This is a genomic window from Streptomyces sp. AC602_WCS936 (assembly GCF_019049125.1).
Lineage (GTDB): Bacteria > Actinomycetota > Actinomycetes > Streptomycetales > Streptomycetaceae > Streptomyces.
This window is the reverse complement of record NZ_JAGMUF010000127.1, coordinates 22069-36344: the sequence shown is the minus strand read 5'-3', so window position 1 is coordinate 36344 and position 14276 is coordinate 22069. Positions and strand designations below refer to the sequence as shown.

Here is a 14276-nt window from a genome sequence, read left to right as displayed (position 1 = left end):
GACGTCACACTCCGCAGATTACCGCTCACAGCCCGAAGCGGCGCTGGAGGTCCCCCAGCTGTCCGGGAAGCCCCGGTACGCCGGACCGGCCTCCCGGACCCCCGGAAGCGCCCCCTCCGGGCACCCCCGCCTGCTGCGGAGCGACCCCCGTGGCCTGCTCCGGCATCAGCGTCTCGCTCGACTGCAGCAGCACCGTCCCCGCGCCGACGAACTCGAACTGGTGCTCCTCCCCGGAGGCCCCGCCGAGCCCCGTCATCGCACGTAGACCGCCCAGCAGGCCGGTCATGTACCCGTGGTCGTAGTGGTGGCACGGGGACGGGCAGTCCGCCCAGCCGACCAGGGCCTGCGGGTCGACCCGGATCGGCGGCTCCATGAACACCACCGGGCCGTTCGACGCGGCCACGAACTTTCCGGTTCCGATCAGGGTCAGAAAACCCGGCACGATCGACTGCTTGAGAGCAAGACTTGGCTGAAAAGCAAGCAAGTTGCCCGAGCGAATGGTCAGGTTGCCGTCTTCGAGGTCATACGAATTCACATCGAATGCCCGGTCGGCGAGGAGCATCTTGCCCGAGCCCTCGGCGACGACCCAGTCGCTCGCGTGCAGAGGCGAATGGAACGACGTACGCAGCAGACGGTCCATCCGTCCGTGCCCGATCCCGTTGAACTCGATCGTCCCGTAGTAGGCGATCATCTTCCCCTTCTGCAGGAACCACTGGCTCCCCTTGAGCTCCACGCAGAAGGTGTACGGATTGACGTTGTCGTCCGCCGGCAGGGTCGCCGGGTCGTGGTGGACCGCGCTCACAACTTCTCCTCCGACGCCTGGACGAACACCGTGCCACTGCCGCTCAGCTCCAGCTGGAACGCCTCGCCGGAGCCGCGTCCCACCATGTCCCGCCAGCCCAGCGCCGTCGACAGCTTGTTGCGCACGTCGCCGTGGTGGGCGACGTACGCCTGCGGGTCCACGCGCACCGGCCGCTGCGGGGTGATGGGGACCTCGAAGACGCCGCCGTGCGCCATCACCGCCACCGAGCCGTGCCCCCGCAGCGTCGTCGTGAAGAGCCCCTGCCCGCTCACCTGGCCGCGCACCATGCCCATGACCCCGCCCTGCGAGCCGAGGAACACGGTGTTCTGCTCCAGCGTGCCCTCGAAGGCGAGCAGCCGGTCCGCCTCCACGTACAGGGTGTCGCCGGAGAGTTCGATCACCTGCACGTGGTGGCCGCCGTGCCCGAAGAGCACCGTGCCGCTGCCCTCGACGGTCATCAGCGGCGTGTCCTCGTTCGCCACCCGGCGCCCGATCATCGACATCACACCGCCCTGACCGCCGCGCATGTTCGGGGTGAAGGACACGTCCCCCTGGTAGGCGAGCATCGCCCCGCGCTGACTGAACAGCCGCTGCCCGGGCGCCACGGTCGCCTGCACCATCTTCGAGTTGATCTCCCGGAAGGCCATCTCACACATCCCCCGCGATCGTGTTCCGCTCGCTCGGCTGCACGTACACCAGCCCGTCCCCCTCGAAGCGGATCTGGAAGGCCTCCCCGCCGCCCTCACCGAAAAGCGTGCGGAAGGTCACACCCGACTGGAAGGACTGCCGCAGGTTCCCCTGATGCGCGACGTACGCCCCGGGGTCGACGGTCAGCGGGTACTGCGCGCTGACCCGCAGCACCACCGCCGGCCCGTCCGACATGATCGCCACCTGCCCGTGCCCCTCCACGGTCGTGGTGAACAGCCCGTTGCCCTGCGAGGCGCCGCGCGTCCCCGTGAAGCTGGTGCCGGTCCGCAGCCCGGCGTCGGCCGCCAGGAAGTTGCTCGACTCGACGTACAGCTTGTCGCCCTGGAGGCCGACGAGGTTGATCTCCGAGGCCCGGTCCGCGAACCAGCAGGTCCCGTGCCCCTTCACCTCCATCACCGTCATCTGCTCGCCGGTGATCCGCCGGGTCACCATGCCCCGGATGCCCTCACCGCCGCCGCTCAGCTTCTTGAAGGCCATCTCCCCGTCGTACGCGACCATCGAGCCGTTCTTCGCCTTCACGGCGTCCCCGGTCATGTCGACGGCGAGTACCTTGCTTCCTTGAAGTCGGAACATCGCCACAAATGTGAAGGTAGCCCGCCGGGCGGCTCCGCCGACAGGTCTCCGACCCCCTCGCCCGGGCGCGTCGGGGGACGGATCTGCCGAATGATGACTGCGCATGAGTGTGCCCTGGGGTGCGTGAGCGAGTACGTGGGTGAGATCGGATCGCTTCGCGTCCGGGTGGGAACGAAGGTGCGTCTGTCGAATGCGTGACCTGTGCTGGGTGGTCGTCGTTGAGTGTGGTGGAGCGGTTGTCACGGCTGAGCGGGGGTGCGGGGTGGGTGGTCTGCGGCAGCTTGCGGCGCCGTTCGTCGTGCCAGGACCGTCGGGAGTAGCGGTGCGGACCCGGCTCAAGCAGCTAAGCGCCGGGGATGTGGAGGTGCTGCGGCAGGTCGGCGCGCATCTGGGCTCGCTGGCGTCCCGTGACCTGAAGGCGCGCTGCAATGACGGCCTGAAGCATGACGCTGCGGCGTGGGCGGTACGCAAGCGGACGCTGACACCCGAATCGTCGGCCCGGTGGGCGGGTGCGATCACCAAGGCCACGCATGATCAGTGGGCGCTGGCCCGCAGGGGTGCCCATGCTTACGTCCAGTCGTTGGAGGCGGGGGTGCGGACCCTGCGGCACCGGCTGTCGCTGCCGGTGGGTGAGAAGGGGTCGAAGCGTGCTCCGGGTGGGTACCGCAGTCGGCGGGAGTGGCATGCCAAGGCCCGGCGCCTGCACGTCCTGGAGGGCCGGCTGGCACGGGCACGCGCGGACTGGACGGCCGGGCGGGTGCACGTGGTGCGGGGCGGCAAGCGGCTCGCCCGTGCCCGGCACCACCTGGCGGCCGCCGGGCTCACCGAGACGGCATGGCGTGCGCGGTGGGAAGCCGAACGGTGGTTCCTGCAGGCGGACGGGGAGTCCGGGAAGCGCTTCGGGAACGAGACGGTCCGGATCAGCCCGGACGGTGAGGTCAGCATCCGCCTCCCCGCCCCGCTCGCCCACCTGGCCAACGCCCCGCATGGCCGGTATGCCCTCACCGGCCGGGTCCGGTTCGCGCACCGGGGGCAGGAGTGGGCCGACCGTGTCGCGGCCAACCGAGCCGTCGCCTACCGCATCCACCACGACACGAGCCGTGGCCGCTGGTACGTCACCGCGTCCTGGCAGAAACCTGCCACCCCTACCGTCCCCCTCGCTGCGGCGCTGGCGGAGGGGGTGGTCGGGGTCGACATGAACGCCGACCACCTCGCCGCCTGGCACCTCGACACCCACGGCAACCCCACCGGCAACCCGCACCGCTTCTTCTACGACCTCACCGGCCCCGCCGAGCACTGCGACGCACAGATCCGCCACGCCCTCACCCGGCTCCTGCACTGGACCCGGACCTGCGGCGTGAAGGCGATCGCGGTCGAGAACCTGGACTTCGCCGCCGAGAAGTCCCGCGAGAAACACGGCGGCCGGAAACGGTTCCGGCAGCTGATCTCCGGCATGCCCACCGGACGGCTCCGCGCCCGCCTGACCTCCATGGCCGACGCCACCGGCGTCACCGTCATCGCCGTCGACCCCGCCTACACCAGCAAGTGGGGCGCCCAGCACTGGCAGAAACCACTCACCAGCACCACCCGTAAGACCACCCGGCACGATGCGGCGAGCATCGCGATCGGGCGACGCGCCCAGGGCTTTCCGGTCCGGCGTCGGACGGCACCGCCCCGCACCCACCAGAGGGATGGATGCGGGCATCGGACCGTCCAGGCCGACCGGCGTGCGCCCGGGCGTGAGGGACCCCCGTATCCCCGGACCACGGACACAATCCGTGCCCCCGGACACGGCGCGAACGCGGGCGACCAGGACACCCAACACCGTTCGGGGTGCCCGCAGTGCACAGGCATGGGCCCAAGACCCACTCCTGCACACTGCATAGGAACGGTTTGCCACAATGGACGCGCGCTAGCGCGTTCGTTCACAAACCGCCTGCTCGTCGGGCGTGCCCGAGTACCGCCCCCTCTCCCACCCGAAGGTGACCCGTGGACCTCAAGACCGCCTCCGCCCTCCGCCGCCTCCGCCTGGTCTCCAGCCCCGAGGCGATCTCGTTCCTGCTGCTGCTGGTCTGCTCCGTGCTGAAGCGGACCACCGACTTCAACGCGGTGCCCGTGATGGGCGCGGTCCACGGCTTCCTCTTCGTCCTGTACGTGATCTTCTGGGCGGACGCCTGGAACCGCGCCAAGTGGTCCTTCGGCACCGCCGCCTTCTACTTCGTCATGTCGGTCCTGCCGACCGGCGGCTTCTTCGCCGAGCGCAGGCTCAAGCGCGAGGCCGAGAGCGCGGTCATCGCCTCCCGCGCCCGCCAGGAAGGGGTCGTGGGCGCATGATCGTCGCCTTCTCCGTCACGCCGCTCGGCGTCGGCGAGGACGTGGGGGAGTACGTCGCCGACGCCGTCCGGGTGGTCCGCGAGTCGGGCCTGCCGAACCGCACCGACGCGATGTTCACGTCCGTCGAGGGCGAGTGGGACGAGGTCATGGACGTCGTCCGGCGCGCCGTCGCCGCCATCGAGGCCCGGGCGCCGCGCGTCTCCCTCGTCCTCAAGGCGGACATCCGGCCCGGCGTGACGGACGGCCTCACCTCCAAGGTGGAGACCGTGGAACGGCACCTCGCCGAGTAGCCGCGTGTCATACGTGGGGGTATCGAAGGGCGAGACGGGGCTGACCGGGATATGACCGGCCGGTAGGGTCTGATGCCGTGCCGAAGCCCCTCAGTCTCTCCTTCGACCCCATCGCCCGCGCCGACGAACTGTGGAAGCAGCGCTGGGGCGGCGTGCCGTCCATGGCCGCGATCACCTCGATCATGCGGGCGCACCAGATCCTGCTGGCCGAGGTGGACGCGGTGGTCAAGCCGTACGGGCTGACCTTCGCGCGCTACGAGGCGCTGGTGCTGCTCACCTTCTCCAAGTCGGGCGAGCTGCCGATGTCCAAGATCGGCGAGCGCCTGATGGTGCACCCGACCTCCGTGACGAACACCGTCGACCGGCTGGTGAGGTCCGGCCTGGTCGACAAGCGCCCCAACCCCAACGACGGCCGCGGCACCCTCGCCACCATCACCGACAAGGGCCGCGAGGTGGTCGAGTCGGCCACCCGCGACCTCATGGCGATGGACTTCGGCCTGGGCGCGTACGACGCGGAGGAGTGCGGCGAGATCTTCGCGATGCTGAGGCCGCTGCGGGTCGCCGCCGGCGACTTCGAGGACGTCTGAGCGAGTCGCCGGGCCCGCCCGAAGATCGCGCGAAACGGACGGTTAGGCTCGTTCCCATGAAAAAGAGCGTGCTGACCCGCTACCGGGTCATGGCGTACGTCACCGGTGTGCTGCTGATCCTGCTCTGCCTCGGCATGATCGCCAAGTACCTGCTGGACATGGACGGCGCGGCCGACTTCACCCGCGTCGTCAGCATCGCGCACGGCTGGCTGTACGTGGTCTACCTCGTCTTCGCCTTCGACCTGGGCGCAAAGGCGAAGTGGAAGGTCAGCAAGCAGCTGTGGGTGCTGCTGGCCGGCACCGTCCCGACCGCCGCGTTCTTCGTGGAACGCAGGATCAGCCGGGAGCTGGACGCCAAGGTCGCCACGGCCGAGGCACCCGCCGCCGCCAAGGCGTAGCGGTTCCTGTCAAGCCTTCTGACCGCCGTACGGGCACCCGTACGGCGGTACCCCATCGACATTTACTTGGACGCCCTAGTAAATTCGAGGGTATGGATGCTGACGCCATAGAGGAGGGCCGCCTTCGCTGGCAGGCCCGGTACGACGCGGCGCGCAAGCGCGACGCCGACTTCACCACGCTCTCCGGCGATCCCGTGGAGCCGGTGTACGGGCCCCGGCCCGGGGACGCCTACGAGGGCTTCGAGCGGATCGGCTGGCCGGGGGAGTACCCCTTCACCCGTGGGCTGCATCCGACCGGCTACCGGGGGCGTACGTGGACCATCCGGCAGTTCGCCGGGTTCGGCAACGCCGAGCAGACCAACGAGCGCTACAAGATGATCCTCCGTAACGGCGGCGGCGGGCTCTCGGTCGCCTTCGACATGCCGACCCTGATGGGCCGCGACTCCGACGACCCGCGCTCCCTCGGCGAGGTCGGGCACTGCGGCGTGGCCATCGACTCGGCCGCCGACATGGAGGTGCTGTTCCAGGACATCCCGCTCGGCGACGTGACGACCTCCATGACGATCAGCGGGCCCGCCGTGCCCGTGTTCTGCATGTACCTGGTCGCCGCCGAACGCCAGGGCGTGGACGCGTCCGTACTCAACGGCACGCTCCAGACCGACATTTTCAAGGAGTACATCGCGCAGAAGGAGTGGCTCTTCCAGCCCGAGCCGCACCTACGCCTGATCGGCGACCTGATGGAGTACTGCGCGGCCGGCATCCCCGCCTACAAGCCGCTCTCCGTCTCCGGCTACCACATCCGCGAGGCCGGGGCGACGGCCGCGCAGGAGCTGGCCTACACGCTGGCGGACGGCTTCGGGTACGTGGAGCTGGGGCTCAGCCGCGGACTGGACGTGGACGTCTTCGCGCCGGGGCTGTCCTTCTTCTTCGACGCGCACCTCGACTTCTTCGAGGAGATCGCCAAGTTCCGCGCGGCCCGCAGGATCTGGGCACGGTGGATGCGGGACGTGTACGGCGCGAAGTCCGACAAGGCGCAGTGGCTGCGCTTCCACACCCAGACCGCCGGTGTCTCGCTGACCGCGCAGCAGCCGTACAACAACGTGGTGCGTACGGCGGTGGAGGCGCTGGCGGCGGTGCTCGGCGGGACGAACTCCCTGCACACCAACGCGCTGGACGAGACCCTCGCGCTGCCCAGCGAGCAGGCCGCGGAGATCGCCCTGCGCACCCAGCAGGTGCTCATGGAGGAGACCGGCGTCGCCAACGTCGCCGACCCGCTGGGCGGCTCCTGGTTCATCGAGCAGCTGACGGACCGGATCGAGGCCGACGCGGAGAAGATCTTCGAGCAGATCAAAGAGCGGGGGCTGCGGGCCCATCCCGACGGGCAGCACCCCGTCGGGCCGATCACCTCCGGCCTCCTGCGCGGCATCGAGGACGGCTGGTTCACCGGCGAGATCGCCGAGTCCGCCTTCCGGTACCAGCAGTCCCTGGAGAAGGACGACAAGAAGGTCGTCGGCGTCAACGTCCACACCGGTTCCGTCACCGGTGACCTGGAGATCCTGCGGGTAAGCCACGAGGTGGAGCGCGAGCAGGTGCGGGTGCTGGGCGAGCGGAAGGCCGCCCGCGACGACGCGGCCGTGCGGGGTGCGCTGGACGCGATGCTGGCCGCCGCCCGCTCCGGCGGGAACATGATCGAGCCGATGCTGGACGCGGTGCGCGCGGAGGCGACGCTGGGTGAGATCTGTGGCGTGCTGCGGGAGGAGTGGGGGGTGTACACGGAGCCGGCGGGGTTCTAGGCGCCGGACTCGGTGGGCCGAGAGGCCAGACCCCACAGCAGCACCTGCGTGAAGCTCCGCACCCACTCGCCGTCCGCCGCCTCCGCGCTGACCAGGGTGCGGTGCACCACCGCGCCCGCCACCACGTCGAAGATGAGGTCCGCCGTGCGGGCGGCCTCCGCAGGGTCCGGCTCGGCGGGGAGTTCCCCCCTGGCATGGGCCCGCGCCCGGCCCTCCAGCACCAGGCGCTTCTGCCGCTCCACGATCGACGTACGGATGCGCTCGCGCAGGGCCTCGTCGCGCGTGGACTCGGCGACCACCGCCATCAGGCCGCTCTTGGCCTCCGGACGGGCCAGGATCGCCGCGAACTGGAGCACCACGCCCTCGATGTCGGCGGCCAGGGAGCCCCGGTCGGGCAGCCGCAGCTCGTCGAAGAGCTCGGCGACCGCGTCGACGACCAGTTCGTTCTTGCCCGCCCAGCGACGGTACAGCGTCGTCTTGGCAACCCCGGCCCGCGTCGCCACGTCCTGCAGGGTGAGCTTCGACCAGCCCAGTTCCACCAGGGCCGCCCGCGTCGCGGCCAGGATCGCGGTGTCCGCCGCGGCGCTGCGCGGGCGCCCGGCACGGCCGGCGTGGGTGCTGCTCTGCATTCCCCGACCTTAACCGGCGGGTAACGAACGGGCGTCCGTGAGGCAGATCACGAGGGAGGGCTGTTCCGGCGGCCCGCCCTGGTATTACGCTACGGGTCGTAGCGAAAGCACGGGCCTGCCCGTGCCCCAGCGACGACCACGGGCGTGGGGTGGGGACCCGGCGCCGGCACGACTGTCAGCAGCACACTTCCAGGCGGGCTTTGACCCCGCTTTTCACGCACACGCGCGGTACGGGGGAGGATAGACCCATGCAGCCACGGAACATGTCCATGAGCGGGGTCGTCGACCTCGCCGCGGTGAAGCAGGCCCAGGAGGCCAAGGCGAAGGCGGAGCAGGCGCGCGCCGAGGCGGCCCGGAACGGCGGGACGGGCGCCGTCTCCCCGGCCGACCTCGTCATCGACGTCGACGAGGCCCGCTTCGAGAGCGACGTCCTGCAGCGGTCCACCGAGGTCCCGGTCGTCATCGACTTCTGGGCCGAGTGGTGCGAGCCCTGCAAGCAGCTGAGCCCGGTCCTGGAGCGGCTCGCCGTCGAGTACAACGGGCGCTTCCTCCTCGCCAAGATCGACGTCGACGCCAACCAGATGCTGATGCAGCAGTTCGGCGTCCAGGGCATCCCGGCCGTCTTCGCGGTCGTGGCGGGGCAGGCGCTGCCGCTCTTCCAGGGTGCCGCGAGCGAGACGCAGATCCGCGAGACCCTCGACCAGCTGGTGCAGGTCGCCGAGCAGCGCTTCGGCCTGACCGGTCTCGCCGTCGACCCCGAGGCGGAGCCCGGCGCGGCACCGGCCGCCGCCCCCGAGCGCCCCGCCGGCCCGCACGACGCGGCGCTGGAGGCCGCCGTGCAGGCGCTGGACGCCGGTGACCTGGGCGGTGCCGTCCAGGCGTACAAGAACGTACTCAACGACGACCCGGGCAACACGGAGGCCAAACTGGGCCTCGCCCAGGCCGAGTTGCTCCAGCGCGTGCAGAACGCCGACCCGCAGCGGGTCCGTCAGGACGCGGCCGACAAGCCGGCTGACGCCCAGGCGCAGATCGCCGCCGCCGACCTGGATCTGGTGGGCGGTCACGTGGAGGACGCCTTCGGGCGCCTCATCGACGCGGTCCGCGTCACGGCCGGCGACGACCGGGACGCCGTACGGCTGCGGCTGCTGGAGCTGTTCGAGGTGGTCGGCGCCGACGACCCGCGGGTGGCGGTGGCCCGCAGGGCGCTGGCCCGCGCCCTGTTCTAGCGGGCGGTTCGACCGCCCTGCACCGCCCGGTCGCCCGCCGTTCGTCCGGGTGGTGCCCGTGTGAAAGAGCTGTCGCCGGTACGTCACTGCGGCCGCGCTTTGCCAAATCTTGGTAATCGCGGCCGCTGTTACTGCCAGTAAGTCGACGGCGCCGATCTGTCGGATTCTGTCCAGCGATCAATAGTTTTGTTCCGCCCGTATGACACACCCAGCGTCGCCGTCCGGGGCCGGTGCGTCGTGCCCCGGTTGTCCGGCCGTTACCAGCGAGTAACGAACCCCCTTGTGCCGACGGCGAGAATGCACCACGATCGGCGACGCTCGGTCCATTCCCGTACCCCGAAAGCCAGTCGGGTCGCGGGGGTTCCTGGGTCCCCACCGAGCAGAGTCGGCGGCAGTGGCGCCGGCTCTTGGGCAGGGGGGTCTTCGTCCACCCGGCGAAGCCTGTCCAGCAGGGTTGTGCGTGATGCGTGTCAGGCGCGACCAGTGGTTGTCGCTCGGGGGTGATCGCCGGTGATTCGGGCTCGTTCCATACGTGCCGCCGAGCGCGGGCGCTCTCCTTCCCGAGGACGTAGCACTTCTCCCATCCCTGCCGGGCCGAGTCGCCGACTGGCGACGGGGTCGAGGCCAGGAGATGTACGTCCGAGAAGGAGGAAATATGGAGTCCCAGGTGCGTGGCGGGACCAGATGGAAGCGGTTCGCCTTGGTGATGGTGCCAAGCGTGGCCGCCACGGCGGCCGTGGGTGTCGGACTGGCGCAGGGCGCCCTCGCGGCGTCGTTCAGCGTGTCCGGCCAGCAGTTCAAGGTGAGTGCCCAGCATCTCGAGGGATGGGGCTTCGCTCAGTACGGTGGCTTGGACACCACCTACACCTCGACAGAGGGTGGCAAGAAGGTCCAGCGTCCGGTCGCGATCTCGTCGTTCGACCGTGCCGAGATCACCAAGATGTGCCAGTCGGTCAAGACGGAGATCCCTCTCATAGGGAAGTCGGTCTACCTCCGTCTCGAGGCCGGCCCCAGCGAGGATCGGAAGGTGGAGGCCAAGAACCTCTACATCGACGTTGCTCAGCTTGAGGCCGACGCCACCTTCGAGGACATCGACATCGGTGTCGCGGCCGGGGACCTGACCCGCGGTCCGGAGGTGAAGGACCGGAGCGTCAAGGACGGCGCCTTCGCCCAGCAGGCCAGGAAGGCCGACCTCACCAAGGTCGAGCAGACGGCGTGGGCGACCTCGGCCGGCACCTTCAAGCTCAGCGGCCTGAACATGCGCCTCGGCACGGACCCCAAGATGGAGTGCTTCTGACGGTCTCCGTCACCGAGGTGACCTCGGTCGGCTGAGCGGCCGAGGAGGGGCGGGGAGGTTCGCCTCCCCGCCCCCCACGCCAGGACTCAGCCCATCCCGGCTTCTCCACGCCTGAGCCGAGCCGATACGTACGTTCAACGGACCAGGGAGCTGTTTTTTCATGAGTGCCGAGACTCCGGTCCAGAGCGCCGGTACCTTCACCCGGCTGCGTCTGCGATTCCGGGCATGGCGGGGCAGTCGGCCGTTCTGGGCAGGTCTGTTCACCGCGTTGGGCGGAGTGCCCATCGCCTACTTCCCCTATGCCACGCTCAAACTGGGCAACATGTCGATCGCCATGTCGACCACCGCCGGCGCGGGCTCGCTGATCATCGGAGTACTGCTGGTCACCCTCGGGATGACCCTCTGGTTCCAGAAGGCCACGCGCATCTTCGCCGGCGTCGCGGCGCTCCTGCTCGCCCTCGTGTCCCTGGTGGTCTCCAACATCGGCGGCTTCCTGGTGGGCTTTCTGCTCGCCATGATCGGTGGCGCGCTCGCCCTGTCCTGGGTGCCCGGCAAGGAGGCACCCGAGGAACCCGCGGAGGGCGGCGGTTCCGAAGCGCCCGCGGGAGAAGGCGCCACGCGCGACGAGCACGACACGCACGACGCGCCCGAAGGCCCCGCCGCCGGTCCCCACGAGCACGGCGACGACGGGGAGGCGGACGGTGTCCGGGCTGCAGCCCCGAACGGGGGGTACCGTGTCGGCTGACGAGGTGCGCGGGCCGCGTCATGCGGCTCCCAAAAAGCTGCTGTTCACCAGATTCCACGTACCGGGCGGCAAAGCGATAGCCCTGGCGGCCATGCCGACAGCCGTTCTCATGGGCCTGGGCTTCACACCGACCCTCGCCCTCGCGGACGGCAACGACAAGGGCGCGCCGCCGGCCAACAGCCTGACGGCCGAGGAGTACAAGGCCTGTGTGGAGGCCATGACGGGCGCCGACAAGGGATCGTCCGCGTCTCCCACACCCTCACCGTCGGCGACCGTCGAGGCGGACGACGGCAAGAGCGGCGAGGACAAGAGCGGCGAGGACAAGGGCGGTGACGGCGCGTCGGGCGGGAAGCAGCCCGCTCCTTCCGCCACGGCCGGGGAGCCCCAGGACGAGAAGGACACCGGCTCCACCTCTTCGTCGGATTCAGGTTCCGACGACAAGGCCGAGCCCGTCCCGGGCGCCTCCGCCTCGCAGGGGAAGGAGCCTCGGAGCGAGGAGGCGTCCCCTTCGGCGTCCGAGAGCGGCGGCGGCCTGCTCGATGGCATTGGCGACGCCATCGAGGGCATCTTCACCGGCGGCAAGAAGGCCGAGGAGAGCTCGGGCCCGACGCCGTCCCCCTCCGCGTCGGCGTCCGAGAGCGCCTCCGAAGACGCCTCCGACACTGCGAAGGACGCGACCGGCAAGGTCACCGACACGGCCGAGGGCACCGCGCAGGACACGACCGACGCGGCGTCCGAGGCAGCCGAGGACGCCAGGGAAACCGCGGGCGCCGCGGAAATGGACGCGGCGGAGAAGGACGCGGCGGAGGAGACCAGTGAGTCCACCGCCTCGGCGAGTCCCAGCCCCAGCCCGTCCCAGAGCGCTTCCGCGGAGCCGGAGGACTGCCCCGTCGCCACGGACGCGGTGGCCGGCGTCGACAACTCCATCCCGTTGCCGGAGGAACCCTGGCATCTCGAGGCCAGTTCGCTGCTGCTCAAGGGAGCCTCGTACGAGGGCATCGTCGAGGTGAAGACGGCGAGCGGCAACACCAAGAAGGTGCTGAAGTACGTCATATCGAACGGCACCGACATCGGCGACCTGCACCAGATCGTCAAGGACGAGCAGATCGGCAAGACCTATCACGTGCAGGCGGCCGAGGGATCGACGTCCACGATCCGCGACGGCGACACGGTGATGTACACGGAGAGCATCTCGGGCAACCTGCTCGGGCTGATCCCGATCACCTTCGACCCGGAGCACCCGCCGCCGCTGGACATTCCGCTGATCTACTTCACCGACGTGAAGGTGGTGCAGGCCGGTCAGTTCGGCGGGACCCTGCACATTCCCGGGATGCAGCAGTACATCACTGACTGAGACGGGCCGAGTACGTGCTGAGGGCGCCCCCTGCCACAGGGGGCGCCCTCAGCACATACGTGGGACGCGGGCCGTCAGCCGCGTCGCGTCTCGCCCAGGTGCAGGACCCGGACCATGTTGGTGGTGCCGGGCACGCCAGGGGGCGAACCGGCGGTGATCACGACGATGTCGCCGTCGCTGAACCGGCCGAGGCGGGCCGTCTCCTGGTCCACCAGGTCGACCATCTCGTCGGTGCTGTTGACGAACGGCACCACGTGCGGCTCCACGCCCCAGCTGAGCGCCAACTGGTTGCGGGTGGACTCGTCGGTGGTGAAGGCCAGGATCGGCTGGGCCGCGCGGTAGCGGGAGAGGCGGCGGGCGGTGTCGCCGGACTGGGTGAAGGCCACCAGGCCCTTGCCGCCCAAAAAGTCGGCGATCTCGGCGGCGGCGCGGGCCACCGAACCGCCCTGCGTGCGGGGCTTCTTGCCCGGCACCAGCGGCTGCAGGCCCTTGGACAGCAGCTCCTGCTCGGCGGCGGCGACGATCTTCGACATCGTCTTGACGGTCTCGATCGGGTACGCGCCCACCGACGACTCGGCGGACAGCATCACCGCGTCGGCACCGTCCAGGATCGCGTTGGCCACGTCGGAGGCCTCGGCGCGGGTCGGGCGGGAGTTGGTGATCATCGACTCCATCATCTGGGTCGCCACGATCACCGGCTTGGCGTTGCGGCGGCACAGCTCGATCAGCCGCTTCTGCACCATGGGGACCTTCTCGAGCGGGTACTCGACGGCCAGGTCGCCACGGGCGACCATGACGGCGTCGAAGGCCGCGACGACGTCCTCCATGTTCTCGACCGCCTGCGGCTTCTCCACCTTGGCGATGACGGGGACCCGGCGGCCCTCCTCGTCCATCACGCGGTGCACGTCGTCGACGTCCTTGGCGTCCCGGACGAAGGAGAGGGCGACCAGGTCGCAGCCCATGCGGAGGGCGAAACGGAGGTCCTCGACGTCCTTCTCGCTCAGCGCGGGGACGTTCACGGCCGCACCGGGCAGGTTGATGCCCTTGTGGTCGGAGATGACGCCGCCCTCGATGACGATCGTCTTCACCCGGGGGCCCTCGACCTCGGTGACCTTCAGCTCGACGTTGCCGTCGTTGATGAGCACCTGGTCGCCCTTGGTGACGTCACCGGGCAGGCCCTTGTAGGTCGTGCCGCAGATCGTCCGGTCGCCCGGCACGTCCTCGGTGGTGATGGTGAACTCGTCACCGCGCACCAGCTCGACGGGACCCTCGGCGAAGGTCTCCAGGCGGATCTTCGGGCCCTGGAGGTCGGCGAGGACACCGATGGCCCTGCCGGTCTCCTTGGCGGCGGCCCGGACACGGTCGTAACGGCCCTGGTGCTCGGCGTGCGTGCCGTGGCTGAAGTTGAAGCGGGCCACGTTCATGCCGGCCTCGATCAGCGCTACGAGCTGCTCGTGGGAGTCGACCGCGGGGCCGAGAGTACAGACGATTTTCGAACGGCGCATGGGTGCCATCCTATCGGTTTGTTTCGGCGCGGAAT

The 14276-nt window shown here is 69.9% G+C and carries 14 protein-coding genes and 1 pseudogene; 10 read left to right on the top strand and 5 right to left on the bottom strand.

Annotated elements, in window-relative coordinates; translation table 11 throughout:
- Nucleotides 1-25: 25 nt before the first annotated feature.
- The 3 genes from KUM03_RS34475 to KUM03_RS34465 are packed head-to-tail and all read right to left on the bottom strand — an operon-like array spanning nt 26 to nt 2083.
- The gene (locus KUM03_RS34475) at nt 26-802 is read right to left on the bottom strand and encodes an AIM24 family protein (protein WP_217254510.1); all 777 of its coding nucleotides are present in this window, start codon (nt 800-802) and stop codon (nt 26-28) included.
- Nucleotides 799-1449 (bottom strand): AIM24 family protein, encoded by a 651-nt coding sequence (locus tag KUM03_RS34470; RefSeq protein WP_217254563.1) that lies wholly within the window; start codon nt 1447-1449, stop codon nt 799-801. The genes KUM03_RS34475 and KUM03_RS34470 overlap by 4 nt, the downstream gene beginning before the upstream one ends.
- 1 nt (nt 1450) lies before the next feature.
- Nucleotides 1451-2083 (bottom strand): AIM24 family protein, encoded by a 633-nt coding sequence (locus KUM03_RS34465; protein ID WP_217254509.1) that lies wholly within the window; start codon nt 2081-2083, stop codon nt 1451-1453.
- Nucleotides 2084-2345: 262 nt separating this feature from the next.
- Here KUM03_RS34465 and KUM03_RS34460 point away from each other — a divergent pair.
- The 6 genes and pseudogenes from KUM03_RS34460 (at nt 2346) to KUM03_RS34435 (ending at nt 7485) form a co-directional block, all read left to right on the top strand.
- A pseudogene (locus KUM03_RS34460) lies at nt 2346-3969 on the top strand (IS200/IS605 family accessory protein TnpB-related protein).
- A gap of 103 nt (nt 3970-4072) precedes the next feature.
- Nucleotides 4073-4417: a DUF3817 domain-containing protein gene (locus KUM03_RS34455; protein WP_073724094.1), complete on the top strand. Its 345-nt coding sequence runs from the start codon at nt 4073-4075 to the stop codon at nt 4415-4417.
- Nucleotides 4414-4707 carry an MTH1187 family thiamine-binding protein gene (locus KUM03_RS34450; protein WP_217254508.1) on the top strand — a complete coding sequence of 98 codons (294 nt, stop codon included), beginning with the start codon at nt 4414-4416 and terminating at the stop codon, nt 4705-4707. The genes KUM03_RS34455 and KUM03_RS34450 overlap by 4 nt, the downstream gene beginning before the upstream one ends.
- 77 nt (nt 4708-4784) lie before the next feature.
- Nucleotides 4785-5294 carry a MarR family winged helix-turn-helix transcriptional regulator gene (locus KUM03_RS34445; RefSeq protein WP_217254507.1) on the top strand — a complete coding sequence of 170 codons (510 nt, stop codon included), beginning with the start codon at nt 4785-4787 and terminating at the stop codon, nt 5292-5294.
- 56 nt (nt 5295-5350) lie between these two features.
- Nucleotides 5351-5692 (top strand): DUF3817 domain-containing protein, encoded by a 342-nt coding sequence (locus tag KUM03_RS34440; protein WP_217254506.1) that lies wholly within the window; start codon nt 5351-5353, stop codon nt 5690-5692.
- A 92-nt stretch (nt 5693-5784) separates the two neighbouring features.
- The gene (locus KUM03_RS34435) at nt 5785-7485 is read left to right on the top strand and encodes a methylmalonyl-CoA mutase (protein ID WP_217254505.1); all 1701 of its coding nucleotides are present in this window, start codon (nt 5785-5787) and stop codon (nt 7483-7485) included.
- Here KUM03_RS34435 and KUM03_RS34430 read toward each other — a convergent pair.
- Nucleotides 7482-8114 carry a TetR/AcrR family transcriptional regulator gene (locus KUM03_RS34430; RefSeq protein ID WP_217254504.1) on the bottom strand — a complete coding sequence of 211 codons (633 nt, stop codon included), beginning with the start codon at nt 8112-8114 and terminating at the stop codon, nt 7482-7484. The two genes, KUM03_RS34435 and KUM03_RS34430, sit on opposite strands and share 4 nt — an antisense overlap.
- A 248-nt stretch (nt 8115-8362) precedes the next feature.
- On the opposite strand from KUM03_RS34430, the gene KUM03_RS34425 reads away from it, so the two are divergent.
- From KUM03_RS34425 to KUM03_RS34410, 4 genes are all read left to right on the top strand, one after another.
- The gene (locus tag KUM03_RS34425; protein WP_217254503.1) at nt 8363-9340 is read left to right on the top strand and encodes a tetratricopeptide repeat protein; all 978 of its coding nucleotides are present in this window, start codon (nt 8363-8365) and stop codon (nt 9338-9340) included.
- Nucleotides 9341-9995: 655 nt separating this feature from the next.
- Nucleotides 9996-10637: a DUF6230 family protein gene (locus KUM03_RS34420; RefSeq protein ID WP_217254502.1), complete on the top strand. Its 642-nt coding sequence runs from the start codon at nt 9996-9998 to the stop codon at nt 10635-10637.
- Between the two features lie 160 nt (nt 10638-10797).
- Nucleotides 10798-11382 (top strand): DUF6114 domain-containing protein, encoded by a 585-nt coding sequence (locus tag KUM03_RS34415; RefSeq protein ID WP_217254501.1) that lies wholly within the window; start codon nt 10798-10800, stop codon nt 11380-11382.
- Entirely contained in the window at nt 11372-12736 is a 1365-nt protein-coding gene (locus KUM03_RS34410) for a hypothetical protein (RefSeq protein WP_217254500.1), read from the top strand. Before KUM03_RS34415 ends, KUM03_RS34410 begins: the two co-directional genes overlap by 11 nt.
- A gap of 74 nt (nt 12737-12810) precedes the next feature.
- Here KUM03_RS34410 and pyk read toward each other — a convergent pair whose 3' ends face one another.
- A complete protein-coding gene (pyk, locus tag KUM03_RS34405) occupies nt 12811-14241 on the bottom strand; it encodes a pyruvate kinase (protein ID WP_217254499.1) in 1431 nt (476 codons plus the stop codon).
- Nucleotides 14242-14276: the final 35 nt, after the last annotated feature.